Source organism: Vibrio tritonius, assembly GCF_001547935.1.
GTDB classification, from domain to species: domain Bacteria; phylum Pseudomonadota; class Gammaproteobacteria; order Enterobacterales; family Vibrionaceae; genus Vibrio; species Vibrio tritonius.
Genome location: NZ_AP014635.1, coordinates 3,353,758 through 3,379,050, shown reverse-complemented (window position 1 = coordinate 3,379,050; position 25,293 = coordinate 3,353,758). Strand labels below are relative to the sequence as shown.

24 protein-coding genes are annotated in these 25,293 nt (G+C 45.3%); 13 read left to right on the top strand and 11 right to left on the bottom strand.

Annotated elements, in window-relative coordinates; all coding sequences use genetic code 11:
- Positions 1-13: 13 nt before the first annotated feature.
- Together JCM16456_RS15060 and JCM16456_RS15055 are read right to left on the bottom strand one after the other, a co-directional pair.
- On the bottom strand, positions 14-895 hold the full coding sequence (locus JCM16456_RS15060; RefSeq protein ID WP_068715745.1) for a carboxylate/amino acid/amine transporter: 882 nt from the start codon (positions 893-895) through the stop codon (positions 14-16).
- Between the two features lie 55 nt (positions 896-950).
- Complete coding sequence (locus JCM16456_RS15055; protein WP_068715743.1) at positions 951-1,376, bottom strand: universal stress protein; 426 nt, start codon at positions 1,374-1,376, stop codon at positions 951-953.
- Between the two features lie 166 nt (positions 1,377-1,542).
- On the opposite strand from JCM16456_RS15055, the gene ftnA reads away from it, so the two are divergent.
- The 4 genes from ftnA to gntR all read left to right on the top strand — a co-directional run bounded on the left by ftnA (position 1,543) and on the right by gntR (position 4,894).
- Entirely contained in the window at positions 1,543-2,073 is a 531-nt protein-coding gene (ftnA, locus tag JCM16456_RS15050) for a non-heme ferritin (protein ID WP_068715741.1), read from the top strand.
- Positions 2,074-2,147: 74 nt separating this feature from the next.
- Positions 2,148-2,471, top strand: a complete 324-nt coding sequence (gene uspB, locus JCM16456_RS15045; RefSeq protein ID WP_068715739.1) for a universal stress protein UspB — start codon at positions 2,148-2,150, stop codon at positions 2,469-2,471.
- A gap of 105 nt (positions 2,472-2,576) precedes the next feature.
- Positions 2,577-3,764: a BaiN/RdsA family NAD(P)/FAD-dependent oxidoreductase gene (locus tag JCM16456_RS15040; RefSeq protein ID WP_068715737.1), complete on the top strand. Its 1,188-nt coding sequence runs from the start codon at positions 2,577-2,579 to the stop codon at positions 3,762-3,764.
- A gap of 128 nt (positions 3,765-3,892) precedes the next feature.
- Complete coding sequence (gntR, locus tag JCM16456_RS15035) at positions 3,893-4,894, top strand: gluconate operon transcriptional repressor GntR (RefSeq protein ID WP_068715735.1); 1,002 nt, start codon at positions 3,893-3,895, stop codon at positions 4,892-4,894.
- A gap of 99 nt (positions 4,895-4,993) precedes the next feature.
- Here gntR and gntU read toward each other — a convergent pair whose 3' ends face one another.
- Positions 4,994-6,337, bottom strand: a complete 1,344-nt coding sequence (gene gntU, locus JCM16456_RS15030; protein ID WP_068715733.1) for a gluconate transporter — start codon at positions 6,335-6,337, stop codon at positions 4,994-4,996.
- Positions 6,338-6,462: 125 nt separating this feature from the next.
- Here gntU and JCM16456_RS15025 point away from each other — a divergent pair, with 125 nt between their 5' ends.
- Both JCM16456_RS15025 and JCM16456_RS15020 read left to right on the top strand, forming a co-directional pair.
- The gene (locus tag JCM16456_RS15025; RefSeq protein ID WP_068715731.1) at positions 6,463-6,984 is read left to right on the top strand and encodes a gluconokinase; all 522 of its coding nucleotides are present in this window, start codon (positions 6,463-6,465) and stop codon (positions 6,982-6,984) included.
- 89 nt (positions 6,985-7,073) lie between these two features.
- Positions 7,074-7,475 (top strand): YbaN family protein, encoded by a 402-nt coding sequence (locus JCM16456_RS15020; RefSeq protein WP_068715727.1) that lies wholly within the window; start codon positions 7,074-7,076, stop codon positions 7,473-7,475.
- 52 nt (positions 7,476-7,527) lie between these two features.
- Here the strand turns inward: JCM16456_RS15020 and yjfF are convergent, their stop codons facing one another.
- The 7 genes from yjfF to JCM16456_RS14985 all read right to left on the bottom strand — a co-directional run bounded on the left by yjfF (position 7,528) and on the right by JCM16456_RS14985 (position 15,984).
- Complete coding sequence (yjfF, locus tag JCM16456_RS15015) at positions 7,528-8,514, bottom strand: galactofuranose ABC transporter, permease protein YjfF (RefSeq protein WP_068715725.1); 987 nt, start codon at positions 8,512-8,514, stop codon at positions 7,528-7,530.
- A complete protein-coding gene (gene ytfT, locus JCM16456_RS15010) occupies positions 8,507-9,535 on the bottom strand; it encodes a galactofuranose ABC transporter, ATP-binding protein YtfT (protein WP_068715723.1) in 1,029 nt (342 codons plus the stop codon). The genes yjfF and ytfT overlap by 8 nt, the downstream gene beginning before the upstream one ends.
- Before the next feature lie 8 nt (positions 9,536-9,543).
- Positions 9,544-11,040 carry a galactofuranose ABC transporter, ATP-binding protein YtfR gene (gene ytfR / locus JCM16456_RS15005; protein WP_068715721.1) on the bottom strand — a complete coding sequence of 499 codons (1,497 nt, stop codon included), beginning with the start codon at positions 11,038-11,040 and terminating at the stop codon, positions 9,544-9,546.
- Positions 11,041-11,139: 99 nt separating this feature from the next.
- Positions 11,140-12,099 (bottom strand): galactofuranose ABC transporter, galactofuranose-binding protein YtfQ, encoded by a 960-nt coding sequence (gene ytfQ, locus JCM16456_RS15000; protein WP_068715719.1) that lies wholly within the window; start codon positions 12,097-12,099, stop codon positions 11,140-11,142.
- A gap of 286 nt (positions 12,100-12,385) precedes the next feature.
- Positions 12,386-13,372 (bottom strand): L-arabinose ABC transporter permease AraH, encoded by a 987-nt coding sequence (gene araH, locus JCM16456_RS14995; protein WP_068715717.1) that lies wholly within the window; start codon positions 13,370-13,372, stop codon positions 12,386-12,388.
- 16 nt (positions 13,373-13,388) lie between these two features.
- Positions 13,389-14,903, bottom strand: coding sequence for an L-arabinose ABC transporter ATP-binding protein AraG (araG, locus tag JCM16456_RS14990; protein WP_068715715.1), 1,515 nt, complete (start codon positions 14,901-14,903; stop codon positions 13,389-13,391).
- A 73-nt stretch (positions 14,904-14,976) separates the two neighbouring features.
- Positions 14,977-15,984, bottom strand: coding sequence for an arabinose ABC transporter substrate-binding protein (locus JCM16456_RS14985; protein WP_068715713.1), 1,008 nt, complete (start codon positions 15,982-15,984; stop codon positions 14,977-14,979).
- A 363-nt stretch (positions 15,985-16,347) separates the two neighbouring features.
- On the opposite strand from JCM16456_RS14985, the gene JCM16456_RS14980 reads away from it, so the two are divergent.
- The 5 genes from JCM16456_RS14980 to araC all read left to right on the top strand — a co-directional run bounded on the left by JCM16456_RS14980 (position 16,348) and on the right by araC (position 21,822).
- On the top strand, positions 16,348-18,051 hold the full coding sequence (locus tag JCM16456_RS14980; protein WP_068715711.1) for a ribulokinase: 1,704 nt from the start codon (positions 16,348-16,350) through the stop codon (positions 18,049-18,051).
- Positions 18,044-18,796, top strand: coding sequence for an L-ribulose-5-phosphate 4-epimerase (araD, locus tag JCM16456_RS14975; RefSeq protein WP_068715709.1), 753 nt, complete (start codon positions 18,044-18,046; stop codon positions 18,794-18,796). The genes JCM16456_RS14980 and araD overlap by 8 nt, the downstream gene beginning before the upstream one ends.
- Positions 18,797-18,813: 17 nt before the next feature.
- Positions 18,814-20,316, top strand: a complete 1,503-nt coding sequence (araA, locus tag JCM16456_RS14970) for an L-arabinose isomerase (protein WP_068715707.1) — start codon at positions 18,814-18,816, stop codon at positions 20,314-20,316.
- 84 nt (positions 20,317-20,400) lie between these two features.
- Positions 20,401-20,916 carry a hypothetical protein gene (locus JCM16456_RS14965; protein ID WP_231894409.1) on the top strand — a complete coding sequence of 172 codons (516 nt, stop codon included), beginning with the start codon at positions 20,401-20,403 and terminating at the stop codon, positions 20,914-20,916.
- Between the two features lie 66 nt (positions 20,917-20,982).
- On the top strand, positions 20,983-21,822 hold the full coding sequence (gene araC / locus JCM16456_RS14960) for an arabinose operon transcriptional regulator AraC (RefSeq protein ID WP_068715703.1): 840 nt from the start codon (positions 20,983-20,985) through the stop codon (positions 21,820-21,822).
- 72 nt (positions 21,823-21,894) lie between these two features.
- Here the strand turns inward: araC and JCM16456_RS14955 are convergent, their stop codons facing one another.
- Positions 21,895-22,800 carry a DMT family transporter gene (locus tag JCM16456_RS14955; RefSeq protein ID WP_068715701.1) on the bottom strand — a complete coding sequence of 302 codons (906 nt, stop codon included), beginning with the start codon at positions 22,798-22,800 and terminating at the stop codon, positions 21,895-21,897.
- Between the two features lie 127 nt (positions 22,801-22,927).
- Here JCM16456_RS14955 and rmuC point away from each other — a divergent pair, with 127 nt between their 5' ends.
- Complete coding sequence (gene rmuC / locus JCM16456_RS14950; protein ID WP_068716105.1) at positions 22,928-24,457, top strand: DNA recombination protein RmuC; 1,530 nt, start codon at positions 22,928-22,930, stop codon at positions 24,455-24,457.
- A gap of 48 nt (positions 24,458-24,505) precedes the next feature.
- Entirely contained in the window at positions 24,506-25,285 is a 780-nt protein-coding gene (gene ubiE / locus JCM16456_RS14945; RefSeq protein WP_068715699.1) for a bifunctional demethylmenaquinone methyltransferase/2-methoxy-6-polyprenyl-1,4-benzoquinol methylase UbiE, read from the top strand.
- Positions 25,286-25,293: the final 8 nt, after the last annotated feature.

Here is a 25,293-nt window from a genome sequence, read left to right as displayed (position 1 = left end):
TGCTGTAAACCTATCAATTTGAACGCGCGTAACTTTTTTGCGCTAGGCGTTTTATCCAAGTTTCGTTGGCCCACAATGAAAACAGGATAACAATGCCCCCAAGAATAAGGCGAGGGTAGTCCACATCTCGATTCCAAATCAGAATATTAACGATAAGCCCTGCCGGAACCAGTGCGTTATTCATGATAGCTAACGCGCCTGCGTTGACTAAGCAGGCGCCCTTATTCCACACAAAGTAGCCTAGACCCGAAGCAATGACGCCAAGATAGATCAAAATACCCCATTGTGTAGCCGTAGTTGGCAGTTTATTTAGGTTACCCATTAGTAAAAAGGCAACTGACGCAACAACGAGAGCGCCGAGATAGAAATAGCCAAATATCGTGCGTTGTGGAATCTCAGCGGCTTCTTTTTCCATTACATATTTGTAGCCCACTTGGCCAATGGCGAAGCAAAGGTTAGCTCCTTGCACCACGAGAAATCCTAAAACGAAGTTTTGGTTAATGCCGGAGAACTTAATAATGGCTGCGCCTGCCACCGCGATGAGAGCGGTCACCAAATACCAAGGTGAGAATCTCCCTTTGAGTAAGTCATAAATCAAGGTGACATAGATGGGAGTAAATACGGTAAACAGCAATACTTCGGGAACCGTCAGTAGTAGGAAGGATTGGTAATAGAAACAATACATCAATCCGAGTTGGATGCCGCCAATCGCCATTAATTTAATGATCAGCTTGCCTGATATGTTTTTGAATTTGAGAAATGGCAGAAAGACGAGGCTGGCGAGAGCAATACGCATCAGTACCGCAAACCAAGAATCAACCTGACCGGAAAGATAAACGCCGATCAGGCTGAAAGAGAATGCCCATAGTAGGGTGACAGCAGATAGATAAAACATGGTTACTTCGCACAAGGGAGAAAGTAACCAAGTTTATCGGAATTTACTTTTGTCGTCAGTCAACAAATGGCACAACCAGAAGGTCGACAGGTGTGCAATTCATGAGCTGTTTGGTTGAGGATAGGATTTTACTCCAGAAATCTTGGTGATGGCCGCAGACAACTAGGTCAATATTAAACTCCGCAATCGTATCGCAGATCTCGTTGCTTAAATCACCACTCCCCACCAAGGTGTGATTAATTGGATAACCCGCATATTTAGCCAAATCTTGAAGCTGATTGAGGGAGGCTTCCATGGAGTTGTGCTGTGTTTCAGCCAGATTGATATCGATGAGACCAGTATAAAGCTCCGCATAATTCACATCGATATGAATGAACGACAATTGAGCGTTTAAAGGTCTTGCGAACGCCACCGCTTTGTCGACTAATACTTTGCTATCTTCAGAAAGATCGACGGCAACTAAGATGTGTTGATAACCCATAATGCTATCTCCTTTTAGGTGACTAACATTAGATTAACACTGCACGCTAGGGATTTTTGCAGTCATGATCTCATATCCGTAGCGCGCCGTAATACCTTACGCACTTAATACAATGATCGTGTTATAGTGCTTGTTATAAATAGAAACAGAGAGTTAGGAGTTATCTATGTTGGCACAAGCTATGATTGATCAATTGAATGATCAAATTAACCTAGAATTTTTTTCATCCAATCTATACTTACAGATGAGTGCTTGGTGTGAAGACAAAGGATTCGAAGGCGCGGCGCAGTTTTTGCGTAAGCATGCAGAAGAAGAAATGCAGCATATGCACCGTTTATTTACGTATGTAAGTGAAACGGGTGCCTTGCCAATCCTTGGTGCGATCGCTGCGCCTAAACATACGTACGCGAGCCTTGGTGAGGTATTCCGTGAAACGTATGAACATGAGCAAATGATTACACAGAATATTAATAAGTTAGCTCATGTGGCGTTCACATCTCAAGACTACTCTACATTCAGTTTTCTTCAATGGTATGTCGCTGAGCAACATGAGGAAGAGAAACTGTTTAAAGGGATATTAGACAAGCTAGAACTTGTTGGTGAAGACGGAAAAGCCCTCTTCTTTATCGACAAGGATTTAGCGGAATTGGCAAAAGTGGGTAGTTCATCTTCTGCATCAGATACCTCTGCTGAATAGTAAGAAGTAAAAGACTGGAGTTAGCGATCGTCTTTTTCTTTCGGTGTCTGGTATGAAGATGTGGGGAGGAAAAGATGATTAATGGTGATACCATTCTTTTTGCGTTACTGATAGTAACCTTAATTAATTTGGCAAGATATTTCAGCGCGTTGCGTTCTTTGCTGTATATCATGAGGGATGCACATCCTCTGTTGTATCAACAAGTGGATGGAAGAGGTTTTTTCTCGACCCAAGGAAATTGGACGAAGCAAGTGCGTCTTTACCATTATATTAAGAGCAAAGAATACCATCATCATCATGATGAGCTGTTTATGGCGAAGTGCGATCGGGTACGAGAGCTCTTTATTCTCTGTATTACGCTGTTGGTTGTCACTACGGCTGCGGCGATTATTCTGTAAACAGCTAATTGGCAAGCGCGGGCTTTGCCGCTAAAATACCGCCTCACGTAATCGAAGGATGTGCCCAAGCACATCCTTTTTTATTTCAATCAAGAGTTATAAAGCATGAGTAGACAGGTCGATGTAGTCATCGTGGGTGCCGGTGCGGCGGGATTAATGTGTGCAGCCCAAGCAGGACTGCGTGGTCGCCGAGTTTTGGTCATCGACAACGCTAAAAAACCGGGGCGAAAAATCCTTATTTCTGGCGGCGGTCGTTGTAACTTCACTAACTACGATGTTTCCGCTGAAAACTACTTATGTCGCAATCCACATTTTGTGAAATCAGCGTTATCTCAATATACCAACTGGGATTTTATCTCGATGGTGAGCAAGCACGGTATAGAATTTGAAGAGCGCGATCATGGTCAGCTGTTTTGCTTGGATTCTGCTAAAGATATCGTAAACATGTTATTGGCAGAGTGTGACCAAGCAAATATTGAGCAGCAGTATCAAGTTGAGATTGAGCAGATTAATAAAACCGAGACAGGATTCCAGTTGGCGACGAATAAAGGCGAGATTACGTGTGAGTCTTTAGTGATCGCAACGGGCGGTTTATCCATGCCTAAACTAGGTGCAACCCCTTTTGGTTACAAGGTGGCCGAAAGCTTCGGACTGCCAGTGATCACCACAACTGCGGGCTTAGTTCCCTTTACGTTGCACAAAGAAGATAAAGAAGATTTCGCTGAACTATCGGGTATTGCTATTCCGACCATTATCGAATCTAAATCGGGTAAAACCTTCAAAGAAGCACTGCTTTTCACTCACCGTGGTTTATCTGGTCCCGCCGTGTTGCAGCTCTCTTCTTACTGGACTCCTGGTGAGGCGATTACCATCAATCTTGTTCCCGATGTGGATTTGAGTGCCATGCTCACTGAAACCTTGCAACAACATCCAAATCAGAGCCTGAAAAACACGCTGGCGCGAGTATTACCTAAACGCTTAGTGGAAGTACTGATTGAGCGTAAAGTCATTGCTGATAAGCCATTGAAGCAGTATCAAGGTAAACAGCTCGAACAAGTGGTCGAACAGTTACAAGCATGGAAAATCTTGCCGAATGGAACAGAGGGTTATCGCACTGCCGAGGTTACATTAGGTGGTGTGGATACTCAGGTTATTTCCTCCAAAACCATGGAATGTACTCAAGTTAGTGGGTTGTTTTTTGTTGGCGAAGTGATGGACGTGACCGGTTGGCTCGGAGGTTATAACTTTCAATGGGCATGGTCGAGTGGCTATGTCGCAGGGCAGTGGGCATAACCCCATTGCGACTGGTTGAATTAGGCAATCTATTATAAGATTCAGTGATGCTGCATAACATATTGTAATTTATGATGTTATAGGTTCTCTAAAACAGAGTTCTCCATCGACTTGGAAGATAACTATTTATGACTAAAAAACGCCGGCCTACGTTGCAGGATGTTGCTGATCTGGTAGGGGTAACCAAGATGACGGTGAGTCGTTATCTTAAAGATCCACTATTGGTTTCTGATAAAACCCGCGAAAAGATAGCTTCTGCACTCGACACTTGTGGCTATATTCCCAATCGAGCTCCAGAGATTTTGGCGCAAGCCAAAAGTCGAGCGATCGGCGTTTTGGTACCTTCTTTAACTAACCAAGTTTTTGCTGAAGTGATTCGTGGTATTGAAAAAGTCACTGGGAAATATGGTTATCAAACCATGTTTGCTCACTATGGTTATCGTCCTGAAGTTGAAGAGGCTAGGGTGGCTTCGCTACTTTCTTACAACATTGATGGGCTATTGCTTTCTGAGAGTTATCACACGCCCAGAACCGTTAGAATGATTGAAACTGCGGGTATTCCTGTTATTGAAATGATGGATATAGCCTCACCGTCAATCCAACAGTGCGTCGGGATTGATAACACTCAAGCAGCCTATGAAATGGTTCAGGCGATGATCGCGCGTGGTCACCGACGTATTGTCTATCTTGGCGCTCGAATGGACGTACGTACCAAATTGAAGATGCAGGGCTACGCAGCAGCAATGGATCAGGCTGGCTTACCAACCGCAGTAGTAACGACCGATGAAGCCTCTTCATTTTCTCTCGGTGCTAAATTGCTAAAAAACAGTATGCAAAGTTACCCCGATTTAGATAGTTTCTTTTGTACCAACGATGACTTGGCGGCAGGTGTTATTTTTGAGTGTCAGCGCCAAGGTATTCGCGTTCCTGAGGAGATTGGTGTTGCCGGTTTCCATGGGCATGATATTGGTCAATCGATGACACCAAAGCTGGCGAGTGTGATTACCCCGCGAGAGCAAATTGGGCGTATTTCTGCAACAGAACTACTGGATCGCTTACAAGGAAAGGTAGTGGAGAAGTCAATCATCAATCTTGGGTATGAAATTGATATTGGTGAAAGCTTACAATAAAAAACCGCACCCGAAAGATTCAGAGTGCGGTTCGTTGTGGAGCTAATACATTCTCGCTGAAACCACATCTTGAGGTTACTTGGAGATAGACTGATCTAATTAAAGAAAGATAGATACTAACATCGCTACGATAGCGCCAGTGGTTCCGATAATGGTTTCCATAACGGTCCACGTTTGCAATGTTTGTTTTTCACTTAAACCCAGATAACGGTTAGCCAACCAGAAGCCAGAGTCATTCACGTGTGATAACACGATGGCGCCTCCACCAATTGCGATAGTAATCGCAGCCAATTGCGCCCCATCTAAATTCAGTGGTGCTAGCATCGGTGTGATCAAGCCACATGCTGTCAGCATAGCCACCGTTGCGGAGCCTTGAATAACACGCACAGCCGCTGCCAAAATAAAGGCAAGAATCACGATAGGTAGACCTGAGCCAGCTAAGGTGTTACCTAATGCTGCGCCAACGCCTGAATCGATAAGTACTTGTTTAAATACACCGCCTGCACCTGTAACTAAGATGATGACACCCGCTGGTTGCAGGGCGCTACCACAGATATCCATAATACGTTCGCGAGGAATATTGCGTTTAATTCCTAGTGCATAAAATGCCAATAGGCATGCCAGCAAAATCGCGGTAAATGGGTGACCGATCAGTGCTAGCCAATCGTGTAGAGAGGAGTGCGGGTCAATAAAACGGGATACGATGGTTTTTAGACCAATCAGCAGCAGAGGGAAAATCACGATGCTAATAGAGAGTAAAAATGAAGGAATTACTGACCCCTCACGTTGCATATTGTCTTGCTGTTCGTGTGCTGGCAGCTCGACATGTACCTTTTTCGCAATCATGCTACCAAAGATAGGTCCGCCAAGAATCATCGCAGGAATGGATGCTAGCAAACCAATCACAATCATGTAGCCAAAGTCAGCATTCAATTGTGAAGCGACTAGAATTGGCCCTGGTGCTGGGATTAAAAACGCTTGGCAGGTTGCGATACCCGCTAATAGTGCAATACCAATTTTAACGACGCTACCACCACCTTTACGTACTACGGCAAAGGCAATACCAATTAATAGTACAACGGCCACGTCAAAGAATAGGGGCAGAGCACAGATAAAACCGGTTAGAGTCATTGCCCAGTGAGCTTTATTCGACCCAAATTTGTTGAGTAGGGTATGGGCAATCTGATCAAGCGCGCCAGTTTCTTCCATGACGCGTCCAAACATAGCGCCGAGCGCGACGACCACAGCAACAAAGCCGAGTGTGCCGCCCATGCCTTTTTGGATGGTGTTAGCGATATCTGCAGGGTTCATTCCTGAACAAAGCCCTGCGATCATCGACACGAGAATCAACGATACTACCGCATGAAGCCTCACCTTCATGACTAAGAACAGAAGCAGCGCAATTGAGCCTATTGCCGTCAGGATCAGTGAAAGATCAGACATAAAAGTACCTTTTGTTGGAGTGTTAGTTTGTTCACATTTTTGTAGGTTACCCGTAACATGTTACGGGTAACGTGGTAGGATGAAAACCAACAAAGCTTGGAAATGAGATTGAGGTCAACAAAGTGATGATAGAGAAAAAAGGGAACAGCTATCTGTTTATGGGCGTCTCTAGCTGTGGCAAGTCATCGATTGGTGCCGCAGTCGCTCGTGAACTGAACGCAAAATTCATTGATGGCGATGACTTACATCCCAAAGCCAACATTCTCAAAATGAAATCGGGACATCCACTCAATGATGATGACCGTGCGCCGTGGTTGGAACGCATTAATGATGCAGTATTTAGCATTGAGATGAAAAAAGAGTCCGGTGTGATAGTGTGTTCTGCGTTGAAAAAGAAATACCGTGATCAAATCCGCCAAGGCAATAGTCGATTAACCTTCATTCATCTCCATGGCGAATTTGACCTAGTGAAACAACGCATGCTGGATCGCGCCGAGCACTTTATGCCAATTGAGTTACTCAAAAGCCAGTTTGATACCTTGGAGATGCCAACGGCAGAAGAAAGCGACATTATTCGCGTTAACATTGATGGGACTTTTGCTGAAGTTGTGCAACGTTGTGTTGCGGCAATTCAAAACGTCGAATAAGCAAACCGCTTCTCTATCATAACGCCTGACACAGGGCCAGTTAACGTCATCTATACTTGGTAGCATATTGAGATAAAACGGAGCTTTGCATGAAGCTTTGGATGTACAAGTGTATTGCTGTATTGAGTTTGATGATGGCGTTTGCGGGGGTTTTGTTACCCGGTTTACCTGCCACTGAGTTTGTGATTCTCAGTGCTTGGGCGGCAGCCAAAGGTTCGCCAACGATTTATCGTTTTATTATGTCACGGCCCTATTTTCGCGACATGATAGAAAACTGGCAAAATGGGCGGGTTATCACTCGCAAGAATAAAGTGATCTCGACTATTTCTATATCCGTGTGTTTTCTTATCTTGTGGGTTCATCATGTTGCGTTTTGGGTGTTGTTTGTTGCTACGGCTGGTATGTTGATTGCCTTGGTGATTATTTGGCGTCGACCGGAAGTTCGCCCTGCCACTTCCCAATCCTCTCTCGCGTCTTCAGAAGCAGAATAAAGCAAACCCCAAGTGCAAGACTGGGGTTTGCTGTTTAGGTGTGGTGACTATTTTATGTGGTCGCCGCTTCTATCTTATGAACGACTTTACGCCGTTCGGTAATGATGGTGAGCAGTCGCTGCATGCCGATGAAACTGAACAGCAAAATACCGACGATAATTTTTGTCCACCAAGAGCTTAAGGTGCCATCAAAGGTAATGTAGGTTTGAATTAAACCTTGAATTAACACGCCAAACAGTGAACCAAACACTGTACCCACGCCACCGGAGAGCAAAGTGCCACCAATCACCACAGCGGCGATAGCATCCAGTTCAACTCCGACTGTCGCCAGCGGGTAACCCGCTGATGTGTAGATAGAGAAAACAATCCCAGCCAAGGTCGCAAGTAGGGTCGAAAGAGTATAAATACCAATGGTTGTCATCCGTACAGGCACTCCCATTAAAGAGGCGGATGTTGCATTCCCGCCGATCGCATAGACGTTATTACCAAAGCGGGTTTTCTGAGCTAGGATAATACCTAATGCCACCACGACCAGCATAATTACAGCTAAAAGGCTAAGGCGTCCTCCACCCCAGATGTGCCATACCGTTCGAGATAGTTCACGATAAGTAGGGTGGTTAATTGGGATCGACTGTTCTGAGATCAGGAAGCTGGTACCGCGCAGAAAAAACATCCCCGCCAGCGTGACGATGAAAGCCGGAATTTTCAGAGTGTCGATAATCCAGCCCATAAATGCGCCAAACAATGCTCCTAGGACTAGGGCTATCAACATGGCAGCGTAAGGATGAATGCCATGGCTAATCAACGTCGCCATCAACACGCCTGTAAAAGCAATCACCGACCCAACGGACAGGTCAATACCGCCAGATAAAATCACAAAGGTCATGCCAACAGCTAGAATCCCCAGAAAAGCATTATCAGTAAGGATATTGCAGATGACTCGAGTGCTAGTAAATGCGGGAAATTGCAAGGCACAGAAAAAATAACCAAGCAAGAAAACGCAAATTGTTATGAAGAGTGGGAAATGACGTTTAATCATGATGTTTCATTCTCCCTTTTATAGCTCGAATAACGGCTGGTGATTGCAGCACAAGTACAATCAGCACCACGACAGATTTAACGATTTGGTTCCATTGCGGTTGATACCCAGACAAAAGAATACCCGTGTTGATACTTTGAATGATGTAGGCCCCGATCAGGGCAAGGAAGAGGTTAAAACGCCCGCCCATCAACGACGTGCCGCCAATCACAACCGCGAGGATGGCATCCATTTCCAAATACAGCCCCGCATTGTTTGCATCTGCACCTTGAATATCTGCTGCAACAACAATCCCAGCAATTGCCGACATCACACCACTCACCACATAAACGGACATCACAATAGCAGGGGTATTTAAGCCAGCATTTTTGGCGGCTTTAATATTAATACCGACCGATTCAATAAAGAGTCCCAAGGCGGTTTTTTTGGTTAGTGCCCATACCGCTATCGCTGCGGCTAGCATCAACCAAACTGGTGTTGGAAAGTAGAGCAAGGTGCCACTACCAAACCAAGCTAATGTGCTGTTGGTAAAAGTGATGATTTGCCCCTGAGTGATAAGCTGGGCGATACCGCGACCTGCAACCATTAAGATTAGGGTGGCCACAATCGGCTGAATCTTAAAAATCGCGACTAAGAAGCCGTTCCATAGCCCACATAGCGCACCTGCAACGATGCCACAAAGCAGAATCACGCTTGGGTCATAGCCTTGGTGAGCCATGCTCGCCATCACTGCACCGCTTATGGCCATAACGGCACCAACCGATAGGTCAATACCTCCAGTGGCGATGACCAACGTCATACCAATGGTCAGCAAGGCAACCGGTGCTCCGCGGTTTAAAATATCGATAAGGCTGCCAAACAGGCGCCCATCTTGGATATGGATAGAAAAAAAGTTATCCGCAATCAGGCTGTTGACCACCAGCAGTAACACTAATGCGGCAATTTGTGGCGTACCTTTAGGTAAGTGTAGAGTGGGCTTATGTCCAGACTTGGATAGGGTTGAGGGTGTTAAAATACTCATAATTCACCTCACATCGCGATAGCTTGCATAATGGCGGGAACGGATAACTCTTCTGTTGGAATTTCAGCTACCTGTTTACGGTCACGCAAGACGATCACTCGATCGGCATAACCGACCAATTCCTCCAACTCCGAAGAGATAACCAACAAAGCCAGACCATCCGCACATAGGCTTTCGATGAGTCGGATGATCTCAGCATGAGCACCCACATCAATCCCACGAGTTGGCTCATCTAGGATGAGAAATTTAGGCTTAGTCAGTAGCCAGCGTGCCAGCAGGACTTTTTGCTGATTCCCCCCTGAAAGAAATTCTAGAGGTTGCTCCATCGTTGGGGTTTTAATGGCTAACTGTTGAATAAACCGATCTGATACGGTCTCTTGTTCTTTGCGTGATAAAGGACGAAACCATCCGCGTTGGGCTTGCAGAGCTAGAATAATGTTTTCCCTTACTGAGGCTGCGCCAATGATGCCATCGGTTTTACGATCTTCAGGACAATAACCGAGTCCTAAATGGGAAGCTTGTCTTGCTGAGTGAATGGAGACGACTTTGTTTTGCAGTTGGCAGGTACCACTATCATGAGGTTCAATACCAAAAATGACTTGAGCCGTTTCGGTACGTCCTGAACCCAATAATCCGGCGAGTCCAACAATTTCTCCAGCATGAACGTCAAGCGTGAATGGCTCAATGGTGCCTTTTTTACCAAAATCGGATAGTTGGATAACGGGTTTGTCATTCCAAGTGGTTTTGCCTGCGCGTTTCAGTGCGCCTTCTTCCAATTCGCGTCCCAGCATCATTTTTACTAATTCAATTTGTGGTAACTCGGCTGTTTCCCTTGTGCCGACTAACTGTCCATTACGCAAGACGGTGATGCGATCACTCACTTGATACACTTGTTCAAGAAAGTGAGTAATGAAAATTAAACTGACTCCCTGCGTTTTTAATTGACGCATGATATCGAACAGCATATTGACTTCATTACCATCAAGGCTTGCGGTGGGTTCATCAAGAATCAAAATTTTGGCAGACATCGAGATCGCACGAGCGATAGCGACCACTTGTTGAATGGCAACTGAAAACTGATTAAGAGGTAGGCTGACGTCGATATCCAGCCCATATGTTTGTACGATTTGTTTGGCTTTATGCGCCATGGTTTTGTGGTCAACCAAACCAAAACGTCTCGGCTCGTGACCAATGAAGAGGTTGTCCATTACCGACATATTGGGTAATAGGTTGACCTCTTGATAAACAGTACCAATACCAAGCCGTTGGGCATGTGCGGTATTCTGTGGTGAGATAGAACGGCCATCGAGAAGAATTTCCCCCGAATCTTTTGGGTATACGCCGGTGAGGGTTTTCACCAACGTGGATTTACCTGCGCCATTTTCCCCAAGCAAAGCCATAATTTCGCCTTTACGTAGAGAAAAATCGACATTCTGCAATGCTTTAACGCCAGGAAAATATTTACAGATCCGTTTGGCATCGAGCACCAAATCTTGATTGGACATGAGAATCACTCCATCTGCGCCTCATGCTGGCAGGAAGCAGCATGAGGCGGGAACTACTGCAAATTCATAACCTAATAAAAGTTCATGACTTAATAAAAACTAATAACCTAAGTTTTGTTTGATTTTTAGTTCTTCAGCGGCATCTTTAGGCAAGAACAGAGTTGATTTAGTTACGATTTTTTTAGGTGGAATAATACCTTTGTCTTTATATGCCATTAAGGCATCAAATGCAGGGCCTGCCATATTTGGTGTCAATTCAACAGTGGCGTTGGTTTCACCTTTTAGCATGGCTCTAAATATATCGGGCACAGCATCAATTGAGACAATAAGAATATCTTTACCCGGTTGTAATCCTGCTTCTTTTATTGCTTGAATTGCACCAATGGCCATATCGTCGTTATGGGAAAATACCGCACAAATACTCTTGCCGTTATTTTCTGCTTTGATAAAGCTTTCCATAACTTCTTTACCTTTACTACGAGTAAACTCGCCAGATTGGGTACGGGTAACATGGATGTTTTGAGCTTTTTGGATGGTCTTATCAAAGCCCTGTTTACGCTCGATAGCGACACTAGAGCCTACCGTTCCTTGTAGTTCTACCACGTTACAGTTTTTACGATCTTTTACTTGGTTAATCAGCCAGTTACCCGCTACTTCACCTTCTAAAACGTCATTTGCAGCAACGGATGTCATGTAAAGTGAGTCGTCGACAGAGACAGTACGGTCAAGTAAAAAAACCGGAATGTCGTAGTCTTTGGCTTCTTCAAGCACGGGTTCCCATCCTGTTTGCACGACTGGGGCGATAAAGATAGCATCGACGCCTTGAGCAATGAATGAACGCACAGCTTTGATTTGGTTCTCTTGTTTTTGTTGGGCATCGGATATTTTTAAGTTAATTCCACGTTTGGCTGCTTCGGTTTTTGCTACTGACGTTTCGGCAGCGCGCCAACCAGATTCAGAACCAATTTGGGAAAAGCCGACGGTGAGGGGGTTGGCCATCAGCGAACCAGACATCAATAAAGAGCTGATCGCAACGGCGAGAGAAAGTTTCTTTAACATATTGATGTACCTATTTTGTTTGACTATTTATTTCACGGATTAAAGCGTTTTGTAGGACATTATTTTTATTACGAAGATAAGAGTATGTTTGTTAGATAAGAGGGATTTGGACGTTAATCACATAACAATTTTTGTAGCAATTTTATCCATTTTAATAGCAACAAAAATAACATTATGTTCACAAAAAATGAGTTGAAAAATAGAGGTGATAGCGTTGTTTTTTATTTTTCTTTGTAAATAAAAAGCCTCTGAAAAATAACAGAGGCTTGAATTTATTAAATAATATTTATCGCGCTTTTTGTTTATAGCGGTCAAATATAACGGCTGCAAGTAAGATAGCCCCACGAACCACATATTGCGCAAATGGAGACATGTTTAATAGGTTCATCGCGTTTTCCACCGTACCCAGAATCAGTACCCCTGCAATGACATAAGATACTTTACCTATCCCGCCTTTGAGTGATACACCGCCCAGGACACAAGCAGAGATAACTACCAGTTCAAAACCGACCGATGTCATGGGTTGGCCGCTGGTCATACGCGCTGCCAAGATGACACCTGCTAGGGCTGATATAAATCCGGAAATAGTGAAAATCAGTAGCTTGGTTTTGACCACATTGACCCCTGCTAAACGTGCTGCTTCTTCGTTACCGCCAATGGCCAAGGTATTACGTCCATAAACCGTGCGATTAAGTAGAAATGCGAAGATGGCAAAGGTGACGATGGTGAGCCAAATTGGGGTTGGAATACCAATGAAAGAGGAGTTGCCCAGAGCAAAGAAGCCTTCTTCAGTGATACCAACGGCTTTACCATCTGAAATGATGTAACCCAAACCGCGGGCAATTTGCATGGTTGCGAGTGTGGTTATCAGGGCGTTGATTTGCAGTTTGGCTATCACAAAGCCATTGAGCAAACCAAAAGCCACACCAGATAATAAACCCGCACCGACACCGAGTACGACACTGCTGGTGGCATTAATCGCTACCGCGGTCACAACGCCAGAGCAGGCGATAACCGATGCAACCGATAGGTCTAAGTCGCCACAGGCAAGACAGAACAACATTGCACAGGCGACCATACCACTCATTGAAATTGCAAGGCCTAAACCTTTCATGTTTACAAAAGTGGCAAAGTAGGGCACAAACAAGCTGCACAGGATAAAGAGACCGGCGAAAACAATCAGCATGCCGAATTTATCCCAAAGATGCGTGAGGTTGAGATGGCGTTCTTTTGGCTCTTGTTGAGTCATTTTGGTTGAACTTGATAGAGACATAATCTAATTCCTTTCATTAAGCCGCGGTGGCTTCGTCACCAAGCATTGCGAGTCGAAGTGCGGTTTGTTCTTTGAATTCATTGCGTTGCAGTTCACCCGTTACGGCGCCGTCTTTCATGACCAAAACTCGGTCAGAGATACCAAGCACTTCAGGCAAGTCGCTTGATACCACGAGCACCGTGACGCCATTTTCAGCCAGTTTAAAAATCAGTTCGTAAATCTCTGATTTCGCACCTACATCGATGCCACGAGTGGGTTCATCAAGTAGAATCACGCTCATTGCTGTCGACAACCAGCGACCTAAAATGACTTTTTGTTGATTCCCGCCAGATAGGTCACCAAGCCGCTGTTCTAAAGAGGATGCTTTGATGTTGAGAGCTTTTTTTTGCTCCGCTGCATTTTGGCCTTCCCATGAAAAATCGATCAGACTTTTCAGCTTCAAGTGCCATGGTCTGGCACTGATGTTGGTGTTTTCTGCAACGGAAAGAATGGGCACAATGCCATCGGTTTTTCGATCTTCGGGGCAGAGCGTAATACCGGCTCGAATGGCATCAACCGGGCGATTTATCTTTATCGGAGTGTCATGCAGATACACTTGACCAGAGGTTGCTTTCTCGGCACCAAATATTAGTTTGGTAAGCTCTGTTCGCCCTGCACCAACCAGACCAAATAGGCCTAAAATCTCGCTTTGGCGAATGTCGAAAGAGATTGGTGAGCTGACACCTGGACCAAGTAAGTTGTCAAGTCGCAGACCACTTTCGCCTAATGGGCGGGGACGATAGTGGTAAATATCACTGATTTCTCGACCCACCATTAACTCCACTAAGCGTTCGTGGGTTAGGTGTGTAAGATCATCAAAGGTTTGCACTAAAGTGCCGTCTTTAAAAATGGTGATGGCATCACACAGTTCAAAAATCTCTTCCATACGGTGTGAAACGTACAAAATAATTTTGCCGGAGTCGCGCAGTTCGCGAATCACTTTGAACAAGTTTTGAATCTCGCGTTGGGAAAGGCTACTGGTGGGCTCATCAAAGGCAATGATCTGTGCATTACGGCTCAGTGCTTTGGCAATTTCAACCATCTGCCATTGGCCGATTGAAAATTCTTTCAATGGCAATGATGGGTCAAAATGTTCACCAAGGCGCTCGAGTTGTTCTCGCGCATTACGATTGAGAGTGTCTACGTCTACTCGGCCTTGCTTAGTTGGCAGTTGGCCAAGAAAGATGTTTTCTGCCACGCTGAGTTCTGGAACTAGGTTTAGCTCCTGATAAATAATGGCAATGCCTTGCTCGAGTGCATCTTGTGCATTCGAAAACTGATGAGGCTGACCATCGATGAGCAGTTCACCTTCCGTTGGTTGATGTAACCCACTTAAGGTTTTCAAAAGGGTTGATTTGCCTGCGCCGTTTTCACCCATCAAGGCATGAATGCTGCTTTTGTTTGATCTAAAACTGATGTCTGTTAGCGCTTTGACACCTGGGAAATGTTTCGAAATATGGCTAAATTCGAGGTATGAGGGGGCTGTGTTCATCACCGTCTCTCCTTGTGCTCACTTTGCTTAATCGGAGGGGACACAAGCTTTTGGTCACCTGTGTCCCTTTTGCTTATAGACCTTTTTTCGCCAATTCAGCTTTGTAGTTATCACGAGTGATGAGAACGACGTCAGTTACCTCAACAAACTTCTTAGGTTGAACGCCATCTTCGACCCAATCATAGAGAGATTCGATACTTTTATAACCGTGTACATCAGGGCTAGGAAGCAGTGAACCGTAAAAGCCAGTCGCTTTAGATTTTGCAAGTTCATTGACCGCATCCACACCATTAATGCCGATACCAATAACGTTTTTCGCGGTAAAACCTTGGCCTTCTGTTGCACGTACACCGCCTAAAACAGTGTTGTCATTCATACCAACGACTAACCACTGTTTAACTGTTGGGTATTGAACAAGGAGTGAGTTTGCGGCATCCAATGCGCCAGGAATGTCGTTGGTTTTGGTTGGTACACGATGCACTTGCGCCACAGGGAAACCGGATTCTTCAATGGCTTTGATTGCGCCATCAACACGACGACGAGCGGTATCCAACTCATCGGCAGTAATCGCCATAACACCAGTTGTGGCTTGATCCCAACTGCGATGTTGCATTTCTTTAATCAATTCTTGTCCTTGGCGATAGCCAATTTGGCTTGCTGCCATCATCACCAAAGGTACATCGGTCATTGGTTGACCTTTAGCATTAAGGAATTGGTCATCAACTGTCACCACTTTGAGATCATAGCTTTTCGCTTTAGCCATGATCGCAGGCCCCAACTTAGGGTCTGGCGTGCAGATAACGAAGCCTTTTGCGCCACTTGCGGCGAGGGTATCGATGGCATTTAGGGTTTTCTCGCCATCGGGTACTGCCATTTTTATCACCTCAAAGCCTTTGTCCTTAGCGGCTTTTTCGGCAAATGACCATTCGGTTTGGAACCATGGTTCTTCAGGTTGTTTAACTAAATAGCCGAGTTTGAGGGTGTCATCGTCAGAACCAAATAAAGAAAAGGCACTGGCAGAGGCGCTGAGCAGAGTCAATCCAGACAATGCTGCAGCAGTGAGTAGGGTTTTTAGTTTCATTGTTATTTCATCCGCTGATGTTTGTAGGGTTTCGCTGGCTATTATTTGCACTATTGTGGCACGGAGGAAGTGATAAAAATCACAGGGGGGGAAAGTAGCGAATTTGTCCATTCATTTAGCTCCCATGACTATGAAGTGGATCTCAATCGCTGCCGGTTCGTGCACGAATGGAACCAAATGGGAGAATTTACCCTTATTTTTTTGTGATATGGCTCAATATGTTACTTGAGGCCGATTTTATAACCTAACGCACGGATTTTACGTTGTGGCGTTTTTATCCATACTTGTAGCAGCTTGATTCATGGTTGAACCGTCACCGCACGGTTATAACAAATAGCAATTCCAACCATAGATGGAGCTGTCATGGACAAGTTCACTTCACATCAAGCTCACGTTATCGGTCTTGATTTTGGTTCAGATTCTGTACGTGCCCTGCTTGTTAATGCGACAAATGGTGCCGAAGTATCATCTGGTGTCACCTATTACCCTCGCTGGATGAAAGGCTTATATAGCAATCCTGAATATTCACAATTTCGCCATCACCCTAAAGATTACATTGAGGCAATGACCAGTGCAGTCCAAGAGGTGCTCGCACAAGTTCCAGCCGACATTGCTCAGTCCGTTGTGGGGATCGGCGTCGATACCACAGGCTCTACTCCTGCGCCAATCGACAAAGAGGGGAATGTACTGGCGCTTCTTCCAGAATTTGAACATAACCCTAATGCGATGTTTGTGTTGTGGAAGGACCATACCTCTGTAGAGAAAGCTGAGCGAATTAATGAATTGGCTCATGGTGGTGAGTTCCCTGATTACACTCGCTACATCGGCGGTATTTATTCTTCGGAATGGTTTTGGGCTAAGGCTGCTTGGGTGAGTGAACAAGACAGCGATGTAGCCAAACAGGCTTACAGTTGGGTTGAACTGTGTGACTGGATTCCAGCACTGATCAGTGGCAACCAGCATCCTGATCATTTCCGTCGTGGTATCTGCGCGGCAGGTCATAAGGCGATGTGGCATGACAGCTGGGGCGGTTTACCTGATGAGCAATTTCTGACAGCGATATCGCCAACGTTAAGTGGTATGCGCGAACGTATGTTTGACCGAGTTTATACCGCAGACCAAGAAGCCGGGCGCTTATCAGCAGAATGGGCACAGCGCTTTGGTTTACCAGAGGGCATCGCCGTCGCGATTGGCGAATTTGACTGCCATATGGGTGCTGTTGGCGCAGGCGCAGGCGCTCACGATTTGGTGAAAGTGATTGGTACTTCCACCTGCGATATTTTGATGGTGGAACACGATCAAGTCGGTGATAAAACCATTCATGGTATTTGTGGGCAGGTTAAGGGCAGTGCATTACCCAATCTAACTGCTTTGGAGGCGGGTCAATCGGCTTTCGGAGATATTTACGCTTGGTTTAAAAATGTGTTGTTGTGGCCAATGCAGCAATTAGGTGCGAACAACCCTCAGCATGCACAAGCTTTGCAAGACTTAGAAAATCAGCTGATTCCTATGCTTTCTGAGGCCGCACAACAATACGATGTGCATGCTACGTCTCCTCTCGCGATGGATTGGCATAACGGTCGCCGTACTCCTTATGCCAACCAACGTCTCAAAGGTGCCATCACTGAACTTAACTTAGGTTCAAGTGCACCCGCCTTGTTTTCTGCGCTGGTGGAATCGACAGCCCATGGTGCGAAAGCGATTGTTGACTGCTTTGTTGACCAAGGTATGGATGTTGAACGTGTGATTGCGATTGGTGGTATTTCGCAAAAATCCCCATTCGTCATGCAGATGTGTGCGGATGTTATTGGTCGGGATATTGCGATTGTTCGCTCTGAACAATGCTGTGCTTTGGGGGCTGCTATTTTTGCCGCTGTGGCTGCTGGCGTACATGCCGATAGCCAAACCGCACAACAAGTGATGGCCAGTCCTATTTGCCAAATTTACCAACCCAATCTGGCGACCAAGCCTCGTCGAACACAGCGTTATTCTGCTTATCGAGAGTTAGGTCATCATATTGAACAAATTGAAGAATTTCATTTATCTCAGGAGCGTCATCATGGCTGAACATGCAGTGCTAAATAACCCCCGTAGCGCTCAGTTTGAACGTATACGCCAGCTTCGTCACCAAGTGTGGCAAGCCAATATGGATCTTGAGCGCCATCATCTTGTGACTTTTACGTGGGGTAATGTATCCGCGATCGATAGAGAGTCTGGATTGGTGGTGATTAAACCAAGTGGCGTTGCGTACAGTGAATTATCTGCTGAAAACATGGTCGTTGTTGATTTAGAAGGCAATGTGGTGGAAGGCTCCTTAAACCCATCGTCTGACACTGCGACGCACTTAGTCTTGTATCGCGCTTATCCTGAGATAGGTGGAGTGGTGCATACGCACTCTAATCATGCCACGTCGTGGGCACAAGCGGGTAAACCCATTCCTGCTTTAGGTACGACCCACGCGGATTATTTCTACGGAAATATTCCATGTACTCGCGCTTTGAGCGACCAAGAAATTCAAAATGACTACGAGTACAACACAGGGAAGGTAATAGTGGAAACCATTGGTGACAATGACCCGGTTGCCATCCCAGGCATCATAGTGAAAGAACATGGACCTTTTAGTTGGGGTAAAGACGCAGCACAAGCAGTTCATAATGCGGTCGTGATGGAAGTCGTGGCAGACATGGCTCTCCAAACCCTACAAATCAATGCCCAAGTTGATCACATTAATCAAGCCCTGCTCGATAAGCATTACCTGCGTAAACACGGTGCCAATGCCTATTACGGACAGTCCTCATCCAATAAGAAATAAGAAGTGAAGGGAAAGTTATGAAAGTATTTAATGATAAACAAGTCTGGTTTGTGACCGGCTCTCAACACCTTTATGGACCAGAAGTAATTCGCCAGGTAGGTCAGGATAGTGCTGCGATTGTAAATGGCTTAAATAGTTCTGAAACCATTTCTGTGCCGATTGCTGAAAAAGGTATTGTAAAAACCCCAGACGAGATTCTTGGTGTATGTCGTGCTGCAAATAATGACCCAGACTGTTTAGGGGTGATTTTGTGGATGCACACTTTCTCTCCAGCCAAAATGTGGATTGCAGGTTTATCTCAACTCAACAAACCTTTCTTACATCTACATACCCAATTCAATGCTGAACTGCCTTGGGACAGCATCGATATGGACTTTATGAACCTGAACCAAAGTGCGCACGGTGACCGTGAATTTGGCTTTATCGGTACTCGTTTAGGTTTGGATCGTAAAGTCGTAGTGGGTCACTGGCAAAATCCACAGGTTCACAGCGAAATAGACCAATGGTGTCGTGCTGCTATCGGTATTCAAGCTGGTCATGATCTGAAAGTGGCGCGTTTTGGTGACAACATGCGCCAAGTAGCGGTAACGGAAGGCAACAAAGTATCAGCTCAAATTCAGTTTGGTTATGAAGTGAATGCTTACGGTCTAGGCGAACTGACTGAAGCCGTTAATGCTGTATCTGACGCAGACGTTTCACGACTACTAGATGAATACGCTTCTAGTTATGTCATGGATCCCAAATTGCTGCACGACAGCGATTTGCTAAAAATTATGCAAAAAGAAGCCCGTCTAGAAGCAGGTATGGAAAGTTTCTTGACTGCAGTCGGTGCAAAAGCCTTTACCAACACCTTTGAAAACTTAACCGGTATCGATAGCCTGCCTGGTTTAGCGACTCAGCGTCTGATGTCGAAAGGTTACGGTTATGGCGGTGAAGGTGACTGGAAAACCTCCGCTATGACTCATATTATGAAAACCATGGCAAAAGGTTTACCTGGTGGTACTTCCTTCATGGAAGATTATACCTACCATTTTGGTGCCCGTGATCAAATCTTGGGTGCGCATATGTTGGAAGTTTGTCCTTCAATTGCAGCAGCAAAACCACGTTTGGAAATTCATACCCACACCATCGGTGTTCATTGTGAAGTGCCTCGTTTATTGTTCTCAGGTCAAACAGGTCCAGCAAATGCGGTCTCTGTCGTCGATTTAGGCAACAGATTCCGTATGATAGTGAGTAAAGTCAACGCTGTTGAACCACCTGCCGATCTACCAAAATTACCAGTGGCTCACGCGTTGTGGGAACCAGAACCTAATCTACAAACTGCAGCTGCTGCTTGGATTCATGCCGGTGGTGCGCACCACACGGTTTATACACAAGCGCTCTCTTTGGATACATTAGGTGATTACGCTGATATTCTTGGTATGGAAATGGTAGTGATTGATGATCAGACTGAAATTCGTCGTTTCAAAAACGAATTGCGTTCCAACAGCCTGTATTACCGTTTAGCTTCTGGTATCTAATGGTCTCTTGCTTGGTCTCTTGCTCCCTTTCCTCAAAGGGAAGGGAGCAATTTTAGGTCATCACGTTTCTGAGGTAACACATTGGTGAGTGAAACTTCTCCTCCTGATCGCTGCTACATAGTGAAAAATCAACAGTGGCAACTGCTTGTTAATCGGCAAGAGCCAGGTCGGTTGCGGATTCAATATGGTGATGAGTTGGTTTTCGAGGGCCAATTGGTCATAGAAAACAATGGTATACCGTTGTCTTTTCACGATGTTCAGTGGAAGTTTCGTCATCGACCTGATCGCTTAGAACAGTGGTGTCAGATGAATCATGTTGATAAATTGTCGATCAACATGAATTACTACTTTCATGATGATGCGCTGGTGGTGGAATACTTAGCGCGCAATAGCATCCCCACGCGGCTGGACATCCATCATGTCATTGAAACCACAGCAGCAACTGAACCTCCTCAAACTCGAACTGTTCCTGATTTAACTCATCATTGGCATCGACGTCGCCACGGTTTGCCTAGTCATAGCCTAATTCAACCGGCCACGACGGATCATTTTCGCGAAGCATTTTCTGCTACCCAGTGGATCGTGTTAGACAAAATGTGAGCTATAAAATCGTAATTAATTGATGTCTAAAATATAATATTGCGAAACATTCATGAAGCCTTAAGTATGCAGAATTCTGATCCTTTGAAACCTGGGTATAACTTTGATGCGCACCTCGTCGCAGGTTTAACCCCTATCATCGAAGGGGATGAGCTCGATTTTACTATCGACCGCCCTAACGGGATGAAAGGGTACATCATCAATATCACCAGTAAGGGTGAGGGAACCATATTTTCTGGCGATCAGGCTTTTGATGTAAAAGCAGGGGATTTGCTGCTTTTCCCGCCGAGTGCTGCCCATTTCTATCAACGCAGCCCTGACAGTGCGTCATGGTTTCATCGTTGGGTCTATTTTCGTCCGCGGGCATTTTGGAACGACTGGCTAACTTGGCAGACGGAAGTGCGCGGTGTGTACGTGACGCGCAATTTGCCGCCATCGGTGACTCAACCGTTGGAAGAGCTGTTTATTGATATCGAATACACTGCAAAGTCGGATTTGCCTTATCGTAATGATTTGGCGATTAATCTGCTGGAGCAGTTGCTCATTCGATGCAAAACTGTGCAACCGGATATCGTCACTAAACCGCTTGATCCTCGCGTGATAGAAGCAATGAACTACATGACGCAAAATCTCAATCAGGATTTTACTTTAGAGGATGTAGCTGCCCATGCTTGCTTATCACCATCACGTTTAGGGCATTTATTCCGTGATGAGATGAAAATGACCATTACTCAGTGGCGAGATGACCAGCGAATCAGCCGAGCGAAGCAGTTGTTAGTAACCACTCACTATTCGGTTAATCATATAGGTAGAATAGTGGGTTACTCAGACCCACTTTATTTTTCTCGCGTGTTTAAGCGTAAGGCGGGCGTGAGTCCAAAGCTGTATCGTGAGCAAATTACATAAATAGATATTCCTAATTAGGCTCCAGTTCTGATAGTCAGGCGGCGGCTGAAAAGCGGATCCTCTCCCTCAAATTTAGTTTTGTGGAACGGTTTTATCTCTTTTGCGAGACTTGAGCTGTTGCACAACCAACCCACTAATAATCAGCAACAGGCCCACTAAGGTTGATGGATGGATCTGTTCACCAATAATGGTGGAAAGCAAAATCAATGAAATAAACGGCGAAGCAAAAATTAAGTTACTGATACGCGCCGTATTATTGGTGTTTTTCAACGCGCTGAGCCACAGAACAAAAGTAATCCCCATTTCAAATAAGCCCACATAGGTCACCGCAGCCCAACCAGACCAAGTGATGTGCTGCCAGTCCGAACCTTCGTAAACGCATAGTCCAATCGCAAAGGGAATCGCGACTAAGAAACCAAGTAACACACTGATGATTGGATCGGCTTTGTTTTTGGTATTGAGAATCCAATAGCCAGCCCAGAGCAAAGTGGATACCAGCGCCAAAATAACCCCTGTTGGACTTTCAAAATGGAGATTAAGCAGGTTGCCTTGGGTCGCGATCACTACCACGCCAAAGTAACTCAGCCCACAGGCAATCCAGTCTTGCTTGCGAATCTTCTGCCCCAAGAATACGGCGGCCATCAAGGTTAAGGTAATCGCCCAGCTATAGTTAATCGCTTGTGCCTGAGACGCGGGAAGCAAAGCGTAGGCTTTGAACAAAATGAGGTAATACGCCAAGGGGTTTATCAGTCCAAGCAGCAAGTAGTATCCCGGGTTGGATAGAAAGGTATTGCCAATGTTGTGCCATTTACCCATGACGCGACACAAAATCAGCAGTACCACAACCGATACGATACTTGCCATAGTCAGCATTTGGATGGGGGTGAACTGAGATAAAGTCAGCTTAAAAGCGGTTGCAACGGTTGACCAAAGCAATACAGCAGACAGTGCTAAACCTAACGCTCGGCGTTCATTCATTGAGTGAGTATCCAAAAATGGAGGGAAACTCTAGTCTAGCGGGTGAATTATCGTGCGACAAACTGGACATTTATCCAGTATCGAAATACCATTTTCAGTAATCAATACAACTGAGTACGCGCTAGCTATGCAATGGATAATCGAGAATCAAAACATCTTGTTTACAGGCTTATCAAGCGCAGTGATTGCGGGTGGTGCTGCCGGGTGGTGGGTCAAGCAAAAACTGCAAACCAAGTCGCAGCTGTTAGAACAGCAATTAAGTTATCAAAATCAGTGGCATGAGCAGCAAGTTGAGCAGCTTAAAGCTTCACTGGCTACCACTCAGGATGAGTTAGAACAATTAGATGGATTAAGAGACAAAGCCGAATATGAGCTTAAACAATCCCATGGTAAGGTGATGGCGGCTTTGGAAAAATTGCGTTACTTCGAAGCGGTGAAGCAAGAGCGTCAGCAATACGCCGACGAACTTAACCGCGTGCGTGAACAAAAAGCCCAGTTAGAAGTGCAATTGCATGAGCAAGAAGCCCGTCATCAGCAGCAACAAGAATCGAGTCAAGAAAAGCTGGCGTTGTTGGAACGTGCAGAAGAGCGTTTAAAACAGCAATTTGAACATTTGGCCAATCAGCTTTTTGAAGTGAAAACCGCGAAAGTGGATCAACAAAACCAGCAAAGCCTATCGGCGATTTTGAACCCGCTTCGAGAACAGTTGGAAGGGTTTAAAAAGCAAGTAAACGATAGCTTTAGCTCTGAAGCCAAAGAGCGTCACACATTGGTTCATGAATTGAAAAACTTACAGCGTCTTAATGAACAAATGGCGCAAGAAGCACTGAACCTTACTCAAGCTTTGAAGGGCGATAACAAACAGCAGGGCAACTGGGGTGAAGTGGTTTTGGCTCGAGTGTTGGCGGAGTCGGGACTGCGCGAAGGACACGAATATCAAACTCAAGTGAGCTTGCAAAATGAAGCCGGCAAGCGCTATCAGCCGGATGTGATTGTTTACTTGCCTAACGATAAGCAAGTGGTCATCGACTCTAAAATGGCGCTGATTGCTTATGAGCGTTATTTCCATGCTGATAATGACCATGATCGCGAACTGGCACTGCGCGACCATTTGTTAGCGTTACGTAGCCACATTAAAGGACTAGGGCAGAAGGATTATCAGCAACTGAAAGGGATTCAGTCTCTGGATTATGTGTTGATGTTTGTGCCGGTTGAGCCGGCGTTTCAAGTCGCTATTCAGGCTGATCCAAGTTTGATACGTGATGCGATGGAGCAAAACATCATTATTGTCAGTCCAACAACATTGTTGGTGGCGCTGCGTACCATAGATAACTTATGGCGCAATGATAGGCAAAATCAAAACGCACAAATTATCGCTGATCGCGCAAGTAAGTTGTACGATAAGCTGCGTTTGTTCGTAGAAGATATGGATACCTTGGGGTCTTCGCTGGATAAAGCGAACCAGAGCTATCAAGGTGCCATGAATAAATTGGTGACGGGGCGTGGTAATGCGATCCGTCAGGCAGAAAGTTTTAAACAACTGGGTGTTGAGATTAAACGTTCTATCCGTAGTGATGTCGTTGAACGGTCTCAACATGGTCTTAATGAGGAAAATTCGTTGCCGGAAAGACATGAGGCGGCGGATAAAGTAAACTAATCTCCCAGTCGCAGTTTGGTAGTTAGGCGTGGCCTAAGAGGATAGAGAATGACGGATATCAGCGTACAATCAAATACAGAAGAAGCTCAAGAAACCACCCACTTTGGTTTCGAAACCGTTAAAAAGTCAGAAAAAGCAGGCAAAGTCGCTCAGGTGTTTACCTCAGTAGCCACAAAATACGACATTATGAATGACCTAATGTCTGGTGGTATTCATCGCTTATGGAAGCGCTTTACCATTGACTGTGCTGGTGCGCGTCCTGGGCAACGTATTCTTGATCTTGGTGGTGGTACAGGTGACTTAACGGCTAAGTTTTCTCGCATTGTTGGCGATGAAGGTCATGTCGTCCTCGCTGATATTAACAACTCAATGCTGAATGTTGGTCGTGACAAATTACGTGACCATGGCATTGTGGGCAATGTTCATTATGTTCAAGCGAATGCCGAAGAGCTGCCATTCCCTGATGACTACTTTGACTGTATCACTATCAGTTTCTGTCTACGTAACGTGACAGACAAAGACAAAGCGATTCGCTCAATGTTTCGCGTGCTTAAGCCGGGCGGCCGTTTGTTGATTCTTGAGTTTTCAAAACCGATCATTGAGCCGTTATCCAAAATCTACGATTCTTACTCTTTCCATATCTTGCCTCGCATGGGACAAATGATTGCTGGCGATGCGGAAAGTTACCGTTACTTAGCGGAATCGATTCGCATGCACCCTGATCAAGAAACACTGAAAGGGATGATGGAAGAGGCTGGTTTCGAGCAAGCCCAATATTTCAACCTGACCGGTGGCATTGTTGCGCTTCACCGTGGATATAAATTTTAAGGTCGTAT

Bases quoted from the DNA above. Each gene is read 5' to 3' on its own strand.
- araC (WP_068715703.1), top strand. From the start codon at position 20,983: ATGCAGAATTCTGATCCTTTGAAACCTGGGTATAACTTTGATGCGCAC.
- JCM16456_RS14985 (WP_068715713.1), bottom strand. From the start codon at position 15,984: ATGAAACTAAAAACCCTACTCACTGCTGCAGCATTGTCTGGATTGACT.
- JCM16456_RS15040 (WP_068715737.1), top strand. From the start codon at position 2,577: ATGAGTAGACAGGTCGATGTAGTCATCGTGGGTGCCGGTGCGGCGGGA.
- araH (WP_068715717.1), bottom strand. From the start codon at position 13,372: ATGTCTCTATCAAGTTCAACCAAAATGACTCAACAAGAGCCAAAAGAA.
- JCM16456_RS14980 (WP_068715711.1), top strand. From the start codon at position 16,348: ATGGACAAGTTCACTTCACATCAAGCTCACGTTATCGGTCTTGATTTT.
- yjfF (WP_068715725.1), bottom strand. From the start codon at position 8,514: ATGATTAAACGTCATTTCCCACTCTTCATAACAATTTGCGTTTTCTTG.
- uspB (WP_068715739.1), top strand. From the start codon at position 2,148: ATGATTAATGGTGATACCATTCTTTTTGCGTTACTGATAGTAACCTTA.
- JCM16456_RS14955 (WP_068715701.1), bottom strand. From the start codon at position 22,800: ATGAATGAACGCCGAGCGTTAGGTTTAGCACTGTCTGCTGTATTGCTT.
- ytfQ (WP_068715719.1), bottom strand. From the start codon at position 12,099: ATGTTAAAGAAACTTTCTCTCGCCGTTGCGATCAGCTCTTTATTGATG.
- JCM16456_RS15025 (WP_068715731.1), top strand. From the start codon at position 6,463: ATGATAGAGAAAAAAGGGAACAGCTATCTGTTTATGGGCGTCTCTAGC.
- ubiE (WP_068715699.1), top strand. From the start codon at position 24,506: ATGACGGATATCAGCGTACAATCAAATACAGAAGAAGCTCAAGAAACC.
- ytfR (WP_068715721.1), bottom strand. From the start codon at position 11,040: ATGTCCAATCAAGATTTGGTGCTCGATGCCAAACGGATCTGTAAATAT.
- araA (WP_068715707.1), top strand. From the start codon at position 18,814: ATGAAAGTATTTAATGATAAACAAGTCTGGTTTGTGACCGGCTCTCAA.
- ftnA (WP_068715741.1), top strand. From the start codon at position 1,543: ATGTTGGCACAAGCTATGATTGATCAATTGAATGATCAAATTAACCTA.
- araD (WP_068715709.1), top strand. From the start codon at position 18,044: ATGGCTGAACATGCAGTGCTAAATAACCCCCGTAGCGCTCAGTTTGAA.
- rmuC (WP_068716105.1), top strand. From the start codon at position 22,928: ATGCAATGGATAATCGAGAATCAAAACATCTTGTTTACAGGCTTATCA.
- JCM16456_RS15055 (WP_068715743.1), bottom strand. From the start codon at position 1,376: ATGGGTTATCAACACATCTTAGTTGCCGTCGATCTTTCTGAAGATAGC.
- JCM16456_RS15020 (WP_068715727.1), top strand. From the start codon at position 7,074: ATGAAGCTTTGGATGTACAAGTGTATTGCTGTATTGAGTTTGATGATG.
- gntU (WP_068715733.1), bottom strand. From the start codon at position 6,337: ATGTCTGATCTTTCACTGATCCTGACGGCAATAGGCTCAATTGCGCTG.
- ytfT (WP_068715723.1), bottom strand. From the start codon at position 9,535: ATGAGTATTTTAACACCCTCAACCCTATCCAAGTCTGGACATAAGCCC.
- araG (WP_068715715.1), bottom strand. From the start codon at position 14,903: ATGAACACAGCCCCCTCATACCTCGAATTTAGCCATATTTCGAAACAT.
- JCM16456_RS15060 (WP_068715745.1), bottom strand. From the start codon at position 895: ATGTTTTATCTATCTGCTGTCACCCTACTATGGGCATTCTCTTTCAGC.
- gntR (WP_068715735.1), top strand. From the start codon at position 3,893: ATGACTAAAAAACGCCGGCCTACGTTGCAGGATGTTGCTGATCTGGTA.